This is a genomic window from Insolitispirillum peregrinum (genome assembly GCF_900156605.1).
Taxonomy (GTDB): domain Bacteria; phylum Pseudomonadota; class Alphaproteobacteria; order Rhodospirillales; family Rhodospirillaceae; genus Insolitispirillum; species Insolitispirillum peregrinum.
The window spans coordinates 285,897-305,113 of sequence record NZ_FTOA01000001.1 but is presented as its reverse complement, the minus strand read 5'-3'; the positions used below and the strand labels follow the sequence as shown (position 1 = coordinate 305,113).

General features: G+C 63.4%; 11 protein-coding genes. 7 read left to right on the top strand and 4 right to left on the bottom strand.

Annotated elements, in window-relative coordinates; translation table 11 throughout:
- Positions 1-313: 313 nt before the first annotated feature.
- On the top strand, positions 314-3,301 hold the full coding sequence (locus tag BW995_RS01220; RefSeq protein WP_139332711.1) for a PAS domain S-box protein: 2,988 nt from the start codon (positions 314-316) through the stop codon (positions 3,299-3,301).
- Between the two features lie 47 nt (positions 3,302-3,348).
- Here BW995_RS01220 and gor read toward each other — a convergent pair whose 3' ends face one another.
- A complete protein-coding gene (gor, locus tag BW995_RS01215; protein WP_076398191.1) occupies positions 3,349-4,749 on the bottom strand; it encodes a glutathione-disulfide reductase in 1,401 nt (466 codons plus the stop codon).
- 163 nt (positions 4,750-4,912) lie between these two features.
- Positions 4,913-5,572: a GNAT family N-acetyltransferase gene (locus tag BW995_RS01210; protein WP_076398189.1), complete on the bottom strand. Its 660-nt coding sequence runs from the start codon at positions 5,570-5,572 to the stop codon at positions 4,913-4,915.
- A 336-nt stretch (positions 5,573-5,908) separates the two neighbouring features.
- On the opposite strand from BW995_RS01210, the gene BW995_RS01205 reads away from it, so the two are divergent.
- From BW995_RS01205 to BW995_RS01185, 5 genes are all read left to right on the top strand, one after another.
- Positions 5,909-10,456 carry an SDR family NAD(P)-dependent oxidoreductase gene (locus BW995_RS01205; protein ID WP_076398188.1) on the top strand — a complete coding sequence of 1,516 codons (4,548 nt, stop codon included), beginning with the start codon at positions 5,909-5,911 and terminating at the stop codon, positions 10,454-10,456.
- Positions 10,437-13,250 (top strand): hotdog family protein, encoded by a 2,814-nt coding sequence (locus BW995_RS01200; protein WP_175616951.1) that lies wholly within the window; start codon positions 10,437-10,439, stop codon positions 13,248-13,250. Before BW995_RS01205 ends, BW995_RS01200 begins: the two co-directional genes overlap by 20 nt.
- Positions 13,243-14,181 carry an alpha/beta fold hydrolase gene (locus BW995_RS01195; RefSeq protein WP_076398185.1) on the top strand — a complete coding sequence of 313 codons (939 nt, stop codon included), beginning with the start codon at positions 13,243-13,245 and terminating at the stop codon, positions 14,179-14,181. The genes BW995_RS01200 and BW995_RS01195 overlap by 8 nt, the downstream gene beginning before the upstream one ends.
- Before the next feature lie 192 nt (positions 14,182-14,373).
- Positions 14,374-15,384 (top strand): TAXI family TRAP transporter solute-binding subunit, encoded by a 1,011-nt coding sequence (locus BW995_RS01190; protein ID WP_139332710.1) that lies wholly within the window; start codon positions 14,374-14,376, stop codon positions 15,382-15,384.
- Between the two features lie 324 nt (positions 15,385-15,708).
- Complete coding sequence (locus BW995_RS01185) at positions 15,709-16,776, top strand: DUF2336 domain-containing protein (protein ID WP_322099104.1); 1,068 nt, start codon at positions 15,709-15,711, stop codon at positions 16,774-16,776.
- A gap of 22 nt (positions 16,777-16,798) precedes the next feature.
- Here BW995_RS01185 and BW995_RS01180 read toward each other — a convergent pair whose 3' ends face one another.
- Positions 16,799-17,704 carry a LysR family transcriptional regulator gene (locus BW995_RS01180; RefSeq protein ID WP_245821202.1) on the bottom strand — a complete coding sequence of 302 codons (906 nt, stop codon included), beginning with the start codon at positions 17,702-17,704 and terminating at the stop codon, positions 16,799-16,801.
- A 313-nt stretch (positions 17,705-18,017) separates the two neighbouring features.
- Between BW995_RS01180 and BW995_RS01175 the strand changes: the two genes are divergently transcribed.
- Positions 18,018-18,659, top strand: coding sequence for an NADPH-dependent F420 reductase (locus BW995_RS01175; RefSeq protein WP_076398182.1), 642 nt, complete (start codon positions 18,018-18,020; stop codon positions 18,657-18,659).
- Positions 18,660-18,755: 96 nt separating this feature from the next.
- Here BW995_RS01175 and BW995_RS01170 read toward each other — a convergent pair whose 3' ends face one another.
- The gene (locus tag BW995_RS01170; protein ID WP_322099103.1) at positions 18,756-19,076 is read right to left on the bottom strand and encodes an antibiotic biosynthesis monooxygenase family protein; all 321 of its coding nucleotides are present in this window, start codon (positions 19,074-19,076) and stop codon (positions 18,756-18,758) included.
- Positions 19,077-19,217: the final 141 nt, after the last annotated feature.

The following is a 19,217-nucleotide window of genomic DNA, read 5'->3' as shown; positions in this document are numbered from 1 at the left end:
TTCCTGTCCTCAGGCCAGCAGGGTTGTCGCTGGCGAAAATTCTGCTGTTTCGACCACTTCTGCGTTTATAAGAAAAACATCAACACGTTTCCCCCCAGCGTGCTGGCAAGAGATATAAGCCTTTTGCCTCTGTTTCCCTTCTGGCGAAAGTCTGTCTATACTCCTCAACAGGCAGCTACCATGGTCTTTATTCGCGTAAATACAATTTAGCGACTGTTCTGCCTGCCGCCCCCTCTCGGGATGAGCCAGTCCGCTTGCGCTGCACCGCCCCGTGCAGAGTTCAGTTCGCCTGTTTACAGATAGAGTGCCATCCGTGCCCAGACCAGCTCCCCCTTCGCCCTCGCCACCGTCTCCATGGCAAGGCCCCTCCAGCGTTCCATTCCTGTTGTGGCCACCGTCATTCAAAGCCGTCTGTACAGCCCTGCTCAGCGCCTGCTGCGTGGCGCTGCCGTCGGTCGTTGCCTTACTGCAGGCGCACGAAGGTTTTACGCCGTCCCTGTATCTGGCGGCAAGCCTGTCCTGCGCGCTGGCAGCCGTCGTCTGCTGGCACGGGTATGGTGCCGTGGGGGCCCTGACGGGGATCATTCTGCTCAACGGCGTGGTTCTGCCTTTGTCCTTGCCGTCGGCACTCCTGCTGACCCTGACCATGATGGCCCTGGCGCTCAGTGCCGGGCGGATCCTGTCGCTGTGGCTGTTTTACCGCATTCCCGCAGCCCTGCTGCTGCAACGGGTTGCGCTCGGGCTGGTCGGGCTGGCGTTTGTCCTGACCACCGCACAGTGGATTTTTCTCGGCCCGGCGCAGGGCATGAGCTTCCTTGCCACCTGCGGCCAGACCATTGCCACCCTCAGCATCCTCACACCGCTGATGCTGGCCATTTGCAATCAGCGCCTCGGGGCCTTCGGGCCGCTGGCCAACGAGCTTCCTGCCCCCTACCCGCCCTTGCGGCTGTTGCGCAGTCAGGTTCAGGACCTGCTCGATTCCGCCCCGGTTCCCGCCGCCCTGTTTTATGCCAGCGGCGACATCATCGCCGCCAACGAAGCCTATCTGCTGCTGATCGGCAGCCCCAAGGCCAGCAACATCCGGGTCGAAAGCCTGTTCGAAGACCCGGTGTCCTACCGCGACATGCTCGACCGCACCTTGCGATTGGGACGCATCGAGGGTTATGAACACCGGCTGTACCGTCTGGATGGCGGTGACCGCTGGGTGCAGGAATGGTGGCGCACGGTCGATCTTGGCGGCCAGCAGGCCCTGATGGCCTGGAGCTATGACGTCAGCAGCCGCAAGGCCGACGAGACCCAGCTCAAGACCAGCGAACGCCGCCTGCGCAGCATCCTGGACGACAGCCCGGCAGCGGTGGTGATCAGCCGTCCCGGCGGGAGCATCGTTTACGCCAACCCCAAAGCCGCCGCGCTGGTCAGCCTGCCGCGTGCCCTGTTGATCGGCAGCGACGGGCGGTCGTTTTACGCCGATCCGGCAGAGCTGCACCGGCTGGCCCGGGTCATTCATTCCGGCGGCACGGTGGTCAATGACGAAGTGGACCTGCGCAGCGCGCTGGGGGTTCTGCGGACCTGCCTGATTTCGATCATGCCGGTCGATTTTGATGGCGCCCCGGCCCGTCTGACCTGGCTGTTTGACATCACTGCCCGCAAGGCCGCCGAACGTGGCCTGCGCACCAGCCAGCAACGCCTGCATGCCATCCTCGAAGCCAGCCCGCTGGGCATGGCCGCCATCACCGGCGAAGGCGATGTCCGCTATGCCAACCCGGCCCTGCTGGCGATGATCGGCGTTGATCCCCATCAGCAGGTTCCCCGCCTGCACCGGCTGTTGCGCAACCGGACGCAAGGGCGCTGGCTGCTGCGCACCCTGCACCAGGGGGAAACCCTGCGCGGGGTCGAAGCGGAAATCTGTCGGTCGGATGGCAGCAGCCTGTGGTGCCTGCTGAACTTTGAGCATGGCTCTTTCGGCCACGAGCCGGTGACCTATGTCTGGGCCGCCGACATCAGCGAGCGCAAACAGGCCGAACGGGCGCTGGCCGCCCACCGCGACGAACTGGCGCAGGCCGTGCAGGCATCAACCCGTGAACTGGCGCTGCTCAACCAGCAGCTCTCGCGCGAGCTGGACGACCGCAAACGGGCAGAGGAGACCATTCGCCGCAGCGAAACCTATCTGCGCACCATGCTCGATACGGTTGCCGATGGCATCGTCACCCTTGACGAGCACGGCCTGATTGAAAACTTCAACCCGGCGGCCGAGCAGATTTTCGGTTATCGGCAACAGGAAGTGCAGGGCAAGAACGCCGCCGTGCTCATTCCTCCCTCCGAACGCAGCCAGCCCGACAATCCGCTGCGGACCCTGCCCGCCGGGACCAGCGCCCAGCGGCGGGAAGGGCTGGGATTACGGCGGGATGGCTGCGTGTTCCCGCTGTCGCTGGCGGTCAGCGCCGCCCCGCTGGGCGAGCGCACCATCTATACCGGCGTCCTGCGCGACATCACCGAGCAAAAGCAAACCGAAGCCTCTCTTCTGGCAGCCAAGGAAGAGGCCGAACTCGCCAACCGGTCAAAAAGCGAATTTCTGGCCAACATGAGCCACGAACTGCGCACGCCGCTGAATGCAATTCTCGGCTTTTCCGAAATCATGAAAAGCGAGCTGCTGGGCCCGCTGGGGAATGACCGTTATCTGGAATATGTCGGTGACATCATGCATTCCGGGCGGCATCTGCTGGATGTCATCAACGATATTCTCGACATTGCCCGTGTCGAGGCGCGCCAGATGACCCTGCACGAAGAAGAAACCGACATTGCCGCCGCCATCGCCAGCAGCCTGAAACTGATCCAGCCGCGCGCCTATCAGGCGCAGCAGCGGCTGATCTGTGACATCCCGCAGCCCTTGCCACTGATCTGGGCCGACAGCCGCCGGGTCAAGCAAATGACCCTCAACCTGCTGTCCAACGCCTCGAAATTCACCCCCGACGGCGGCACCATCACCATTTCGGCGGAAATAACCGACTACAGCCTGCGCATTCAGGTGCGGGACACCGGCATCGGCATGACCCGCGAGCAGTGCAAAGCCGTCCTGCAACCGTTTGTGCAGGTCGATAGCGGACTGGGACGGCGGTTTGACGGTACCGGACTGGGCTTGCCGCTGGTGGCGGCGATGGTCGAAATGCATCAGGGACAGTTCCACCTGACCTCGGTTCCCGGTCAGGGCACCACCGCCAGTCTGGATTTTCCGTTGTCGCGGATCATTGAGGCGTCTGCGTCCCCCAAAGCCGTATCGAACACCCGGGGTCCGGGGTCTTGAGGCCCCTGACCCCATTTTAAAAATGGCGTCTGGGGCCTCAGTGCGGATTACTCGCTGCACTCCGGCGACGGGTCCGGCAGCTTGTCGCGCATGGTCACGAACTCTTCGGCGGCGGTCGGATGGATGCCGACGCAGGCATCGAACTGCTGCTTGGTCAGCCCGGCCCGCACCGCCACCCCAAAGCCTTGCAGGATTTCCGGGGCATCAACGCCGACCATGTGCGCCCCCAGTACCACCTGAGTTTCCCGGTCAACGATCAGCTTCATCAGCGTCTTTTCTTCCCGGCCTGACAGGGTGTATTTCATCGGTCGGAAGCGGCTGAGATAAATGTCAACCGGACCCCGCGCCCGTGCCTGTTCCTCGGTCAGACCCACGGTCCCGACCGGCGGCTGGGTAAACACCGCTGCCGGAACATTGGCATGGGTCATGGTCAGCGGGTTGTTGTTGAATTCAGTTTCGGCAAAGCAGCGACCTTCATTCAAGGCCACCGGCGTCAGGTTCACCCGGTCGGTCACATCGCCCACCGCCCAGATGCTGGGTACCGACGTGCGGGACCATTCATCGACCTTGATCGCCCCGCTTTTCGGGTCCAGCTCGACCCCGGCAGCCTCCAGCCCCAGCCCGCGCGTATTTGGTGCCCGGCCGGTGGCATACATCACCTTGGCCACCACCAGTTCCTCATCAGTGGACAGCAGAACGGAATACTGGCCATCAGCGGTCGGTTCGATCGACTGGACGCGGGTTTCGCGCCGGATGCGGATCCCCTTGCGCTCCATTTCATGGGCCAGATGCGAGCGCACATCCTGATCAAAGCCGCGCAACACTTCATCGCCACGGATGATCACCGTCACGTCACTGCCCAGCGCATTGAAAATACCGGCAAATTCCAGCGCAATAAAGCCGCCGCCAACGATGGCAATCGAGGCGGGCAGCTCTGGCAGGTCGAGCGCCTCATTCGAGGTGATCACATGCTCGTGCCCCGGCACCGCCGGCAGGCTCGGCCAGCCCCCCACGGCAATCAGGATGCGTTCGGCGGTATAGGTCTTGTCGCCCACCTGCACGGTGTGCGGATCGACCACCACGCCCCGCCCTTGCAGGATGTCCACGCCACTGCCGCGCAAGATGCGCTCATAGACGCCTTCGAGCCGTTTCAGCTCGGTGTTTTTGGCCGCAATCAGCGCGCCCCAGTCAAAGGATGCCTCGCCAATCGTCCAGCCATAGCCACGGGCGTCTTCCATCTCTTCGGCGAAGTGGGCTCCGTAGACCAACAGCTTTTTCGGCACGCATCCGCGCAACACACAGGTGCCACCGGGGGCCTTTTCCTCGACCACCGCCACCTTGGCACCATAGCCCCCGGCCAGGCGCGAGGCACGCACGCCCCCCGACCCTGCTCCGATGGTGATCAGATCATAGTCATAGCGCGTCGTGCGCTGAAACGAACCGGACACGGGCCTCTCCGTCCTTGCCTTGGCGGGTGAACAGAAACCTTGGACCTCACGCTTCCCGAGACCGGGCCGATGATCCAGCGTGCCGTTACCCTTGTGAAACCTGACAGAGTCTATAAGGACAGTCCGGGGGACTCGCAAGCGCGGAACGGGACAGGATGCCCATTCATACCCCGTGCCGACGCTCGTCCTCATCCTGCGCCGACACTCCCCCATCGGGATAGGGGGCATGATCCTCCTCCAGACCCTCATCATCGGCCATCGGGCCAGACGGTTCCTTGTCCGGGGTGATATCCCAGTCGGTCAGATCGTGCTGATAGCGCACCATCGGCAGCACCGTCCGGTACAGGCTGAGGGTTTCCGCCGCAATTTCCCGCCAACCGCACCGGTCGTAAAAATGGCGGGAGGGATTGTTGGCAAAGCTCAACAGCTCCACCCGCTCGGCCCCGGCAGAACGCATGCGGGCAAAGGCCGCCTGCTGCAGACGCTGGCCGATACCCTGCCCCTGAAAGGCTGGCAACACATAAAGATGCTGGATGGTCCAGGAATTCCGCTGTGCCGGACGCGGCGGGACCGCACACAGAAAACCACCAACCCCTTGCCGCGTATCAACCACCAGCACAAAACCGGTTGCCTGCCCCATCGCCTGCAAGCGCAGCCAGTGCCGCCATTCTTCGGCATACTGCGATGCCGAAACCGCCAGCGCGGCGGCTGGCAGGGACTCTGCGGCGGCCTGTTTCTGCCCGGTTCGATGGATCAGACCGATGGCATCCGCATCCTCGACGGTTGCCAGCCGGATAAGGAAATGATGGGGTTCTGCGGTCATCGTGCCTCCACAATCACGGAGTTTACAGTCACGGGCAGGTTCAAACCACGGCCAAAGGCCGTTAACGTACCACACGGCCAGAGGCCGTTAACACGCAACTCGGCCAAAGGCCGTTAATACGCAACACAGCCAGAGGCCGTTAGCCAGCCTTGTACCCTGCCGGAACCACTTCGTCACCCCTTACGCGCTTTTCTAACAAAGAGAAAATCTTTCCTGCGCTGACGGTCCGTCAACCGTCACAGGACGACAGTTTAAGTCTGTGTTAAGAAAAGGGCTTCTGGCGGGGCCATGCTCTGCTATCCTGATACGTCTTTTTGTCGTTGAAGAGGTTTCCTGATGACCGGCCCTGCGCCCTCTGCCCCGCTGTCCCTCCGTGATTCGGCAGACGCCCCAGAGAGCGCCACATCTGGAAGCATCCCGTCGGAAAGCCTTTTCACCCAGCCGGTCGCCGTAGTTGGCATCGGGGCCTGCCTCCCACACTACCAGACTGCCGCCGACCTGTGGACAGCCCTGTTAAAGGGTGTCTTCCGCGACACAGACCAGGCTGATAGCGACATCGAAGCCCTCATTGATCCGGCCAGCGGCCTGTCGCAAGCCCTGCTGCGGGCGGCGCGTGACTGCCTGCGGGGGGTTCAGCGCCCCTCCTTCAGCGGCATCATCCTCGGCGGACCGGTCCAGGGCATCTCCCCGGCCCTGCGGCTGGCCGATACGGTCGCCTGCGATGGCTTTAGCTGTGATCTGGGCGGCGACCATACCGCGGCCCTTGCCGCCCTGAGCATGGCGGCACACCAACTGCGCAGCCACGAGGCGGACCTGATGCTGTGTGGCAGCAGCACGCCCCGCGATGGCGCCATCCTGTTTGCCCTGAAACGCCTGTCTGACGCCGAACGCGACCATGATCCGCTGCTGGCGGTGATCAAGGGGCAGGCCAGCGGTCGCCAGACCGCCGATGTCCTGCAACGGGCCTATCAGGCGGCGGGCTATGGCCCGGACATGGTCGAGCTACTCGACAGTGCCGCCGATGCACAGCAGGCCCCGGCCCTCAGCGCCGCCTTTGCTGCCGTTGCCCCCCGGCGCAGCGGCCCGCAACAAGGCTGGGTGACACTGGGAAGCATGGGCCATGCCGCCCGCCACCCGCTGGGCAGCGCCCTGCAAGTCCTGAAGGCTGTCCTGTCGCTGGCCACCAAGGCCCTGCCTCCCGCTCTGGCCGAAGCCCGCGCGGAACCGGCCCTTGCCTTTCAGTCACCCGCCGTACCCCGCCCGTGGGTTCTGCCTCCCGATGGCCCGCGCCGGGCAGCCGTCGCCGCCTGGAGCACCGCGGCGCTCTGCCATCACCTGACGCTGGAAGAATACAGCCCCGACGGCTCGCCCGATCTGCTGGATGCCGTCCTGCAGGAAAGCCTGCCTGCCTCGGTGGACCGCGCCCCCGTCGCCCGGCCAGACGGTCGCCCGCTGGATGTGCTGGCCCTGTCGGCAGCCTCGCCCAACGCCCTGCGTGAGCAGGTGGAAGCACTCCGGCAGCAGCTCGCCAGCACGCCGCACGGCTGGCGCAGCCTGTGCCGCCACAGCCATGCGGCATTTGACGCCTCCCTGTCCTGCAAGGCGGTGTTGCTGGTGACTTCCGGCGGGCCACTGGGCAGCCAACTTGAAACCCTGCACAGCCATCTGGCCGATCACCCGGCGCAGGCGCTGAAGAACGATGGCAGCCTGCTGTATTCGCCGCAGGCCCTGCCGCTCGACAGTGACAGTCTGGCCTTCCTGTTCCCCGGCCAGAACAGCCAGTACCTGGAGATGGGGGCCGGTATCGCCCTGCATCATCCAGCGGCGCTGGCAGTGTGGGATGATGCCTCGCCGCAGGTGTGCGAGGAGTCCGGCGATGGTCAATTGACCCTGCGCGACGTGGTGTTCCCCCCTTGTCGCCCGTCGGATGAGGAGGCGGCCCGCTGGCAGGACCGCCTTGATGCCCCCGACTGGGCCCAGCCCGCGCTGGGGGTCGCCAGTCTGGCCACGCTGGCGGCGCTGGAAAGTCTGGGCCTGTACGCCGGTCACATGGCCGGGCAGGATTGCGGCGAGCTGACCGCACTGGCCGCCGCCGGAGCCGTACCGCGCGAGGCTTTGGAGCCGATCGCCCGCACCCGTGGCCAGTTGATCGCCCAGGCCCTGAGCCAGACGCCGCAGCCAGTGCTGGTCGTTGATGGAGACGCCGAAACCGTCCGCGATGCGCTGGAATTGTGCGACCTGCCCGCCGGAGCCGCAGCCCCGGAGTTGACCGAGCAGGACAGCCCCCAAGCCATTCTGCTGACAGCCGACACCGATCTGCTGGAGACGATTGCCGAGCAGTTCCGTGCGCTGGGGCTGGAGTGTGCCTGGGAACCCCTCAATGCCCACCACGCTCTGCATCAGGCCGGGGAATCCTTCCGCGATGCCTTGCAGCCGCTGGTGCTGCATCTACCCTCTGACAGCCCCTGTCTGGTGTGGTCCGCCGCCCGGACCACCTGCTATGACGACAGCATGGATCTGGCCGACAGTCTTGGCCAGCACGTTGCCGCCCCCGGAGATCTGGCCGCCCTGATCCGGGCCCATTATAACGCCGGCGTCCGGGTGTTTGTTGATATCGGCCCCGGCAACGGATTGGCCCGTCTGGTCAGCGAAACCCTTGATGGTTTGCCGCATCACGCCATCGCGCTGGATCAACTGCAGGCCGTCGGCGACGGCGGCTGGCATGCCTTCCTGAACGGTATTGCCCATCTGATCATTGCCGGGGCCACGGTTTCCCTGAGCGGGCTGGATGAAGAGTTGCTCCCCCCGGATGAAGGCAGGGAGCCTTGCGCCTTTGCGCTGGTCGAGCCGGAGCCGGAAGCCGAACCGAACGTTGAACCGGAACCGGACACCGAGGCCAAGGTTGAACCGGAAACAGAGATCATTCCGGTTGCCGAAAGCCAAGAGGAAGAGGAAGAGGAAGAGGAAGAGGAAGAGGAAGAGGAAGAAGAAGAAGAAGAGGCCGCCGCCGAACCACAGACTCCGCCCCCCCCGGCCCATACGCCCCTGCCTGCCGATACCTTCAGCGGCCTGAGCCCGGCCGCCGCCCATGCCTATGGCCTGTACCAGCAAGCGGTCCTTGATGCCCATCGTAACTGGCAGGAACAGATGGCGCAGGCCCATCTGGCCATGCTGGCATCGCTCGACCGCGGGCTTGCCATTGCGGCCAGCGCGCCCCCATCCGAACCGCCAGCGGACCAGCAGCCCGCAGAGCCAACCGCGCCGTTCCTCGACGACGAGGCAGAACCGCTGCCGGAAACCACCGTCCAACAGGAGGCCGAGCCTGAGGCAGATGAAGCCTCCACTCTCGAAATTTCCCCCGAGGCCCTCGAAGACGCCCCCCTGTCGGCCCTCGTCCAGCCGCGTCCGGCGATTAACGTTGCCTCCAGCGTTCCGCGCCAGACCCTGACACTGGTCGATGAACCGGCCAGCGGCGATCCCTGCCTGCCACCACAAGACCAGGGGCTGACCGTGGCCCTGATTGATGACCAGACCGGTGTCGCCCCGATCCTTGCCGGGCTGCTGCGCGAGGCGGGCCATCGCGTCGACGTGAGCAACGACCAGCCCCAGAGCGAGATTTTGGGGGCCATCGTAGACCTCAGCGGCTTGCGTCCTCTGGCAACCGTCCGCTCTGCCGCCGATCTGGCCAGCGCGGCCTTTCAGCGGGCGCAGGCCTGCCATGATCGGCTGTCTGCGGTTGACGGGGCAGCCTATATCGCCGTTTTTGACAATGGGGGGGGCCATGGCCTGTCCGCCGAGCCGTTCCCCCTCGCCCCGTGGCGTGCGGCACTGGGGGCGCTGGCCAAGGGCGTTCGCCATGAATGGCCGCTGGCGACAGTCAAATCCATTGACATCGCCACCACCGGCCTGTCGGCGGCGGAGATTGCCCAACGGTTGGCCAGCGAAATTCTGACCGGTGGGCATCAGGTCGAAATCGCCCTGCCGCTGACCGGGGAGCGTTTCGTTCCGCGCCTGAACCGGACCCCGCCACCGCAAACCCCATCCCTCGATGTGTCCGGTCTGGTGGTGGTCAGTGGCGGCGGACACGGCATTACCGCCCAGTGTGTTCTGGCGCTGGCGCAATATTGCCCCGGCCCCTATCTGTTGCTGGGCCGCTCGCTGCTGCAGGACGAAAGCCCGCTGACCACCGGCTGCCCGGATGCCGCCTCGCTGCGCGCCCTGTTGTTCCGGCGTGCGCAGGGCAACGGCAAACTGCCAACGCCCAGCAGCATCGACCGTCAGGTCCATGCCATCATGACCGCCCGCGCCATTCGGGAAACCCTGGCCGTGCTGCATGATCACGGCATCACCGCCCGCTATGCCAACGTTGATGTGCGGGACCGTGAGGCACTGACAATTGTACTGGATCAGGCCCGTGCTGATTTTGGCCCCGTGCAGGCCATCATTCACGGGGCGGGTCTGCGCCCGTCCCGCCCGTTGCCAGACAAGTCCATCACCCAGTTCGAGGCTGTTTTCGGGACAAAGGCCCTTGCGCTGCACACCCTGTTGTCGCTGACCAGCGAAGATCCGCTGCGCCTGATTGCCACCTTCAGCTCGGTCGTTGCCCGCAGCGGACAGGCCGGAGAACTGGACTACGGCATGGGCTGCGAAGTCCTCAACAAACTGGCATGGGCCGAACAACGTCGCCGTGGGGACGGCTGCCGGGTGGTTTCAATCAACTGGGGAGACTGGGAAAAAGCATCGGACGAGCGTGACCCGCTTGCACAAAGCACCTCGCACGCCCTACCTCAACAAGAAGGCGCCGGGTTATTCGTCCGCGAGACCCTGAGCGGCGCCGACGGTGCTGTAGAAGTAAATTATGGTGATGGCTTTGTGCTCCCCTGATGACTCTGCCCCTCTGCCGTCCTCGCCGTCTGATATCTCCGGGTCTGCCGATCGGCTGGACCTGTGGCGTCAGCACATCAACACCACTCTTGCCGCCCATTCGGCCTACACCCTGCAAAGCCATCTGGCCTTGCAGGATTTTTATGCGTCGCAGGAACGGGCGCTGGCCCTGACCTTGTTCCCCCCTGCGGTGGTGGACTCTCCTGCTGCCGAAGCTATCGTCAAAGACGAAGCCACCGAACCGCTGGATGATGAACCAGAAACGGTTACGGACGCAGATGATGCTGCCGAGGCCATCGCCCCAGACAAAGACACCGAACCGCAAGACGATGCCGAGCCGGAGGCGGTCACAGACGCGGATGATACTGCCGAAGCCATCGCCACAGACGAAACCGCCGAACCGCAAGACAATGCCGAGCCGGAAGCGGTCACAGACGCGGATGATACTGCCGAAGCCATCGCCACAGACCAAGCCGCCGAACCGCAAGACGATGCCGAGCCGGAAGCGGTCACAGACGCGGATGATACCGCCGAGGCCATCGCCCCAGACGAAGCCACCGAACCGCAAGACGATGCTGAGCCGGAAGCGGGCACAGACGCGGATGATACCGCCGAGGCTGTCGCCACAGACGAAACCGCCGAACCGCAAGACGACAACCAGCCGGAAGCGGTCACAGACGCGGATGATACCGCCGAGGCAATCGCCGAAGATCAGGCCGCCGAACCAGTCCCACCGGCAGAACGGCTGTTCCAGCAACCATTGCCCTTAACCGGCCCGTTGCCCCCGCTGGCAGACTGCTTTGAGCAAGCGGTCAGCCTTCTGTCCACAGGCGTGGCGGCAGACGCCCCCCTGTCCCGCTTTCGCCTGCGTGCAGCCCTGCACGGGGATTTACCTGCCCAACAGACGAACGAGCCGCCGGTTTTGCGGCTTGATATGCGCGCTTCGGCCTCTGATTCCCCGGATGTTCATGTCTTTGCCGGCGGCATCACTGGCCTGAATGGCTTTGCCTGTTCCTGCCTGCCGTTAACCCTTGAGTATTCCTCCACGCCATCGGCCTCCCCGAGTGCCCCGCCACCCGAAGAGAATGACCGCCCGCTCTTTGGACAGGCGGCGCTGGCGGCGCTGTGGAACGGCGATGCCTTCGGCTTTCTGGGAGAAGGCTTTGAGGACATGGCGGCCCACCGCCAGACGCCGCGCCCGAGCGCTCAGCCGGAGCCGTCGCTTGCCCGCATTGACCATTGGGACCCGGAGGGAGGTCCGTGGCAGGCCGGATGCCTGCGGGCCTTTGGCCGTACTGCCGAACAGGCGCAGTCCCTGTCCCCCTTTGCCGTTTTTGCCACCGCCCTTGATCTGCACAGCATCGCTCTGGTGGTGTGCGGCCTGACACGGCAGCGTGATGGCTGGACCCTCGCACCACTGCCACAGCACCCGTTCACCCTTGCTGGCAGCCCCGCCCCCCTGCCTGCCGGAGACGCCGTTCGCTATCAACTAACCCTCCGCGAACGCGCGGCCCGGCACGTCCGCGCCGATGTTCAGGCATGGGTCGGCGAGCGCGAAGTCCTGCACCTGACGGATTTTGCCCTCACCCTGCGTCCCCCCGTTGTCAAAACCGGTCCAGAGAGCGAGGCAGAGAGCGGGCCAGACGCCATCCCCGGCAATGCCCCCAACGTTCATGGTGTTGTGCAGGATCAGACCGCCCTGCTGGCAGCGGCCTGCGGCCCGCTGGCCGCTGCCGTGGGAAAAGCCGGGGATACCCTTGACCGTCTCGGGCTGCGCGGCCCCCGCTTGCCCGCACCGCCGTTCCTGTTCCTGTCCCATGCCAGTATGGCGTCCCTGACCCCACAGGGGCGAGGGAGCGAAGCCCTGTTCCTCAGCCCGTCCGACAGCACCCGCTGGTGTTACCAGCTCGACCCGATCGGGATCGGTGATACGGTGGCGATGATGGAAACCCTCTATCAGGCCGCCGGATACACCGCCCTGTGGCTGGATCTGCCGACCCGCCCGCCGCAAGACACCTGTGGCCGCCTGCTCAGTTTCGAGATGACCCCGCTGCACCGCCCGGACCTCGACGGCCCGCCGGTGGAGGTCAGCGTCCGCCTGGCCGGGGTCACCCGCATGGGCAGCACCAGCCTGATGGAAACCGCCCTGTGCGCCCGCCAGCAGGATCGGGTTCTGGTCAATGCGCGCGGCATTATTGGCTTCATGGAAGCGGCGCGCCTCAGTCAGCCCGCCCGCCCCATCGCCCGCCCCGCCCTGTCCCATGACGACAGCGCCATCCTCGGCCCCTTGCCCGAAGGCCGCCGCTTGCCGCTGGTCGAGGGGGATCGGCTTCCCGTCCTTGACCGTCTGCGCCTCGCTGATCCGACGGGGGGACCGCAGCAGTTGGGCCGGTTTGTCGCCGATCTGCACAATGACCCATACCACTGGCTGTATGCCGCCCATTTCCACAATGACCCGGTGCTCCCCGGCAGTGTGATGGTTGCCAGCCTGCAACGCCTGCTGACCGTGGCCGCCGCAGAAAAGGGCTTGTCCCTCAGCGAACAAAGCCGGGTTTTTGACGGGCGCCTGAGCGGTCAGTTCCGTGGCCAGATCCTGCCCTCCACCGCGCAGGTCCGCCTGTGTCTGGACATCACCACCAGTCAGAACGGCGATGATGGCAGCCTGACCCTGAAAGCCCAGGGACGGGTGTGGGCCGACGGCAGCGCCATCGGGCAGATCAACGGCCTGAGTCTGAGCGGCCTGCGCCCCACCCGGCAGCCGGCCAGCAGCGGCGGGGATCATTCCGGTGCCTGAGGCGGTTCCCTTTCACCTGACACCAGCCCCCGGCATCACCTTGCGGGGGCTGGAATGGTCCTGGGCAGGGCAAACCGCCACCAGTGCCCCGCTGGTGATCATTCTTCCCGGACGGGCAGAACCGGCAGAAAAATATGCCGAAACCGCCAGTGATCTGCTGGCCGAAGGCATGCCGGTATGGGCCGTTGACTGGCGGGGACAGGGCTTGTCCACCCGTCACCCGGACCCGGCCATTTCCCGCCGGGGTCATCTGGAGCGGTTTGATGATCTGGTCGCCGACCTTGATCATCTGCTGCACTGGCATCGCCAGCACTCGGCGCACCAGCACCGCCCGGTGATTCTGCTCGCCCATTCGATGGGGGGGGCTGTGGTGCTCCGCTGGCTGCAAACCCGCTCTCCGGCCGGACTGGCCGTGGGGGGAATCGTCCTCAGCGCCCCGATGATCAGCATTCCCACCTGGGGCACACCGCAATGGCTGGCCCGCCTGCTCGCCCGGCTGGCGGTGATCGCCGGACGCGGGTCCCGCTATGTTCCGGGCCATGGGGGCTGGGGACTGCGGGATGATTGCCAGTTCGAGGGCAACCGCCGAACCAGCGATCATCGCCGTTTCGCCCGCGAGGTCGCCCTGTTACAAGCCAGACCAGACCTGCGGGTCGGCGGTCCGACGTGGAACTGGTTACATCAGGCCTTTCGCCTGACCCGCCAGCTTGCCGCCCCCTGGCCGTCATCGCCCACCATCCCGATACAGGTTCTGGTTGGAAGCGATGACCCCTATGTCCCCCATGCCACCCACTCCTCCTTTTTCAGCCGCTTTCCGCAGGCCACCCTGCGTCACATCCCGGCTGCCCGTCACGAACTGCTGGCCGAACACGACGCCTGCCGGGCCGAAGTTCTGCGAGCAATCACCCTTTTTCGCCACACGGGGCCCTGACCTCTATTTTCAAGGGTGACTCCCTCCTTGCACCAAGGGATAGTCTGTGTTTCGCTTACGTCTATCAGTCTGAGCCACCATCATCTTTTCGCATGTCTGACAGGGTGTAACCTGCACCAAGGGTCAGTCATATCTGTTCAGTCAATTACTGCAGGTACTGCAGGCTCATCGCCTCAGGTACGGAGTGACCCCATGAAATTGCTGTCCCTGACCACCCTGCCTGCCACCCTGATGAGCAGCCTCGCCCTGATGACCAGCCTCGCCCTGCTGTCTGCATCCCCGGCACCGGCACGGGCAGCAGAGCAAACCTTCATCACCATCGGCACCGGTGCCGTTACCGGCGTCTATTACGTTGCCGGTGGTGCCATCTGCCGACTGGTCAATCAGGGGCGAAAAGAACACTCGATCCGCTGTTCGGTTGAATCGACCAACGGCTCGATCGCCAATATCGACGGCTTGCGCGCCGAAGACATCACCTTTGGCATCAGCCAGTCCGACTGGCAGTCCCACGCCTACAAGGGCAGTGCGCAATTCGGCACCAAGGGCCCGTTCAGCGACCTGCGGGCCGTCTTTTCCCTCTACCCGGAAGTCATGACGCTGGTCGTGCGCAAGGATGCCAATATCCACACCCTCGCCGATCTGAAAGGCAAGCGGGTGAATATCGGCAATGCGGGATCAGGCGCGCGGGCGACCGTTGACATCATGCTGGCCGCCGCCGGCATCAATCCACGCTCGGATTTCTCGGTGGCCGATGAATTCACCGCTTCCGAGCAAAGCCAGGCCCTGTGTGATGGCAAGGTTGACGCGATCTTTTTCATGGTCGGCCATCCCTCTGGCACCATCAAGGAAGCCACCACCGCCTGTGATTCCGAGCTGGTCAGCATCGACAACCCCGGCATCGAAAAGCTGGTCAAGGACAACCCGTTCTATAGCTGGAGCACCATTCCGGGCGGCATGTACCGGGGCAGCGACAAGGACGTCAAGACCTTCGGTGTCCGCGCAACCCTGTTGACCACCGCCAAAACCCCGGACCCGGTTGTCTATCAACTGGTCAAATCCGTCTTTGACAATTTCGAGGATTTCAAGCGGATGCATCCGTCCTTTGAGGCCCTGAAAAAAGAAGACCTGATCAACGCCGCCCGCACCGCCCCCCTCCATCCCGGAGCCCAGAAATACTATCGCGAAGCCGGGCTGATGAAGTAACGGCGCCCTGCTCCCTGCCCTGTTGCCGCCGATCCGTGGCCGGAACATACACCGGCAACGCGAAAAACCGTCACCAGTGCTCACCATCACTGACGACGTGTCTGCTCTGTCATATATACAGGGAGAGGGAATAAGGGTATCCTGCTCTTGGTCACACAAAGGAGCCGCCTGCCGCGCGACCGTCCCGCTCAGGCGGGGTATCCGGCAGGGGTACCGGCGTCCTCTGTCTCAGTAGCGATTTGATAACATTAGGCCTTTATCATGGCGGAACAAAAACTCACAGCTGAGGATGTGGCACGGCTCCTGCGGGATCCGTCCGGCGACGTGCGCGCCGATACTGCCCGCAAACTGGCGATGCAGTATGATACTCCCAGCCTCAGCACATCCGAACGGCAACTGGCAGAAGACATCTTTCGCCTGATGCTGCGTGATGCCGAGGTTCGTGTCCGCGAATCCCTGGCGCTGAACCTCAAGGACAATCCCCGGGTCCCCCACGATGTCGCCCGCACCCTGGCCAGCGACGTGGATCGTGTTGCCCTGCCGGTGATCGAATTTTCACAGGTTCTGACCGCAGACGACCTGAAAGAGATCATTCACGCCCATGATCCCGGTCGTCAAAAGGCCGTGGCCCGTCGTGACAATCTGAGTGAAGACATCGCGTCCGAGCTGGTCAGCGAAGGCGATGCCGAAGTGGCCGCCACTCTGGCCGCCAACGAAAGCGCCCACATCAGCGAAGGCACCATGCTGGAACTGGTGGAACGCTTTGGTGACGATCCGTCGGTACAGGCCCCGCTGGTCCACCGCGCCTATCTGCCGATCACCGTTTCCGAACGCCTTGTTCACCGGGTATCCGAAGTGTTGCAGGACCATATCCTGCAAAACCACGAACTGCCCGCCGACATTGCCGCCGATCTGGTTGTGCAGTCACGCGAACGGGCGGTGATCACCCTGTCGTCGGAAAGCGCCGAAGATGAGGTTGAACGGCTGGTCCAGCAGATGCAGGACCACGGTCGCCTGACCCCGTCCATCATCGTGCGGTCGCTGTGCATGGGTGACCTCAAGTTCTTTGAATATGCCATGTCGATCAAAAGTGGCGTGCCGGTGATCAACGCCCGCATCCTGATCCACGACAGCGGCTCTCTGGGGCTGAACGGTATTTTTGAAAAGGCTTCCCTGCCTCCCAGCCTGCTGCCCGCGATACGGGCTGCCATCGATGTCATCCGCGAAACAGACTATGACTGCGGTGCCAACGATCTGGAACGCTATCAGCGCCGTCTGCTTGAACGCGTGCTGACCCAGTATGGCGATCTGGGCGTCGATCTCGACAGGCACGATCTGGAATATTTACTCAGCCGGATGAACACCCTGTCTGCCACGCTGACCATAGCCTGATCCCTGAGCCATTGCGCGAAGATCATAAACCGGTCTTCGTGCAATGCTCCGGCTCAGGCCCCCCGAATTCCGTAACGACAGCATCCACAAAGCTCTTTATCTTGACTGTCGGACGTCGACCGGTCGGATAGAGGACGTGCATCGGGCGAGCGGGCCCTTCGTAGTCGGCCAGAACCCGGACCAGCCGCCCTGCGGCAAGTTCACTGTCCAGCACGCTCTTTGGTCCCAACGTAATGCCATAGCCAGCCAGTGCCGCGTACAGCAACGCCTTCCAGTCGTTGCTGCGGATGCGCCCGTTGGCGCGCACTTCTTCACTCTTCCCGCCACGGGTGAACACCCAGCGGCAGGGAAGCGAGGTCCCCCCATAGGCATAGGCCAGGCACTCGTGCTGCTCCAGATCGGCTGGCGTCTGCGGTATACCCCGTCGTGCCAGATAGTCCGGAGAGGCACAGGTGATCAGTCGGTATGGTGCCAGCGGGCGCGCGACCAGCCCGGCATCCTCGACCTCACCGATCCTCACCAGCACCTCATACCCCTCCTCCAGCGGATCAACGAAGCGGTCGTTGAGGGTCAAATCAATCCGCATGTCGGGATATCGGTCAAGGTAGCGTGTCACAAACGGGGCGAGGCTAAAGGTGCCGAATGTCACCGGCGCATTGACCCGCAGTACGCCCCTGGGCTGCGACCGCATGTCCTGAGCAATGGATTCAGCGGCCTCGGCATCCAGAAGCAAGTGCTTGCAGCGCTCATAATATGCCCTGCCGACGTCGGTTAAGCTCTGCCGCCGCGTGGTCCGGTGGAGCAAGGTCGTCCCCAGCCGGTCTTCCAGAAAGACCACATGCTTGGCGACCATTTGCGGTGACATGCCCATCGCCTCGGCGGCAGCCGCGAACGACCCCAGATCAGCAGCCTTGATGAAAACGGCCATACTGGTGAGTCTGTCGATGATTGCCTCCTGACAGTTGGGAATGTCGTGCCATATAGCCAATTTATCCGGAAAACAGTGCCAATTAAACTGCCGCTGCATCTTAAAAAACAAGGACGTGAAGCGCTGCTCCACACCTAGCCGGGGCCTTCAGGCCCCAAACGGGTCTGGGCGGTAACCCATTCTTTCCCACCAACTGTCGTGTCCTGTGATCTGACGCATACACGCCAGCCTAACCTTTTGTTTGATCGCAGTGATTTTGCAAAAAACCGGTTTCCGTTTTTGCGCTCACGGCTCTCATCCACGGAGAAACACGATGAAAATTGGCATTATCGGCGCAGGATGTGTTGGTCGCGCCATCGGCAAACTGGCTGTTCGGTCAGGGCATCAGGTCATGCTGAGCAATTCGCGCGGTCCCCAGACGCTGTTCAGTCTCAAATATGGCATTGGCTGCGAGGCAGGGACGGTCGAGGAGGCAGCAGCCTTTGGGGACATTACTGTAGTGGCCATTCCCCTCGCCGCCTATCAGGCGGTTCCTGTCGCCCCCCTCGCAGGTAAAGTGGTGATCGATACGAATAACTATTATCCGGAACGGGATGGCAGTATTCCCGCCCTCGACACGGGTTCGACCACGACCAGCGAACTGCTGGCACAGCATCTCCCTCACTCCCGGATCATCAAGGCCTTCAACGCCATCACCATGAACGACCTCGAAAGTGACGGCCATCCCGGCGGTTTATCTGACCGCCGCGCCCTGCCGATTGCCGGTGATGATACCGACGCCAAAGCCATCGTCCTCAGCCTCTATGACGCCTTTGGCTTTGATGCTGTCGATGCGGGCCCTCTGTCTGAAGGATGGCGCTTCGAACGTGGCAGGCCAGCGTATTGTGTCCCGATGAATGCCGCTCGACTGGAATTGGCACTGGCACAGGCAGTACGCGCGGACCAGCCGGTATAAAGCGCCCGGAACCGGTTCCCACTTTTCCCTGACAAACTGGTGTTCCCTGCCGTTTGCCGGGCGGGAAAACCGGTTCCCACTTTTCCCTGACAAACTCTATTTCTTCTCAACCCTGAGCACTTCAAAGCCCTCGAACTGCGGCGGGCCGACATAGATATCGCGGGAGCTGCGCGCACCAGCATGCGAGCGGCGGAAGGCTTCGGACTGTGTCCAGGCCTCGAACGAGGCCCGGCTGTCCCAAAGGACATGAGTCGCATACAGGATATGGTCTTCGTATTCCGGGCCACGGACCAGATGGAATTCGATAAACCCAGGCACTTCGGGCAGGTTGCTTTCGCGCTTGTCCCAGATCGCCTCAAAATCCAGTCCGCAGCCTTTGCGAATACGGAACCGATTCATCGCAATAAACATCAGCATCCCCTTTTGTCATTGTTTCAGGCATATGGTGGTTTCAAGCGTATCGCACGGCCTGTTGCAGGCGCGTTGCGTGCACCCGCCTGCAAACCAAAGCAGGTCGATCATTTCCACTGCAATCTGAAGATGTTAGCAATAGTATCA

Excerpts from the sequence above, each read along its gene's own strand:
- BW995_RS01210 (WP_076398189.1), bottom strand. The coding sequence starts at position 5,572 with ATGACCGCAGAACCCCATCATTTCCTTATCCGGCTGGCAACCGTCGAG.
- BW995_RS01205 (WP_076398188.1), top strand. The coding sequence starts at position 5,909 with ATGACCGGCCCTGCGCCCTCTGCCCCGCTGTCCCTCCGTGATTCGGCA.
- BW995_RS01200 (WP_175616951.1), top strand. The coding sequence starts at position 10,437 with ATGGCTTTGTGCTCCCCTGATGACTCTGCCCCTCTGCCGTCCTCGCCG.
- BW995_RS01190 (WP_139332710.1), top strand. The coding sequence starts at position 14,374 with ATGAAATTGCTGTCCCTGACCACCCTGCCTGCCACCCTGATGAGCAGC.
- BW995_RS01180 (WP_245821202.1), bottom strand. The coding sequence starts at position 17,704 with ATGGCCGTTTTCATCAAGGCTGCTGATCTGGGGTCGTTCGCGGCTGCC.
- BW995_RS01175 (WP_076398182.1), top strand. The coding sequence starts at position 18,018 with ATGAAAATTGGCATTATCGGCGCAGGATGTGTTGGTCGCGCCATCGGC.
- BW995_RS01170 (WP_322099103.1), bottom strand. The coding sequence starts at position 19,076 with ATGCTGATGTTTATTGCGATGAATCGGTTCCGTATTCGCAAAGGCTGC.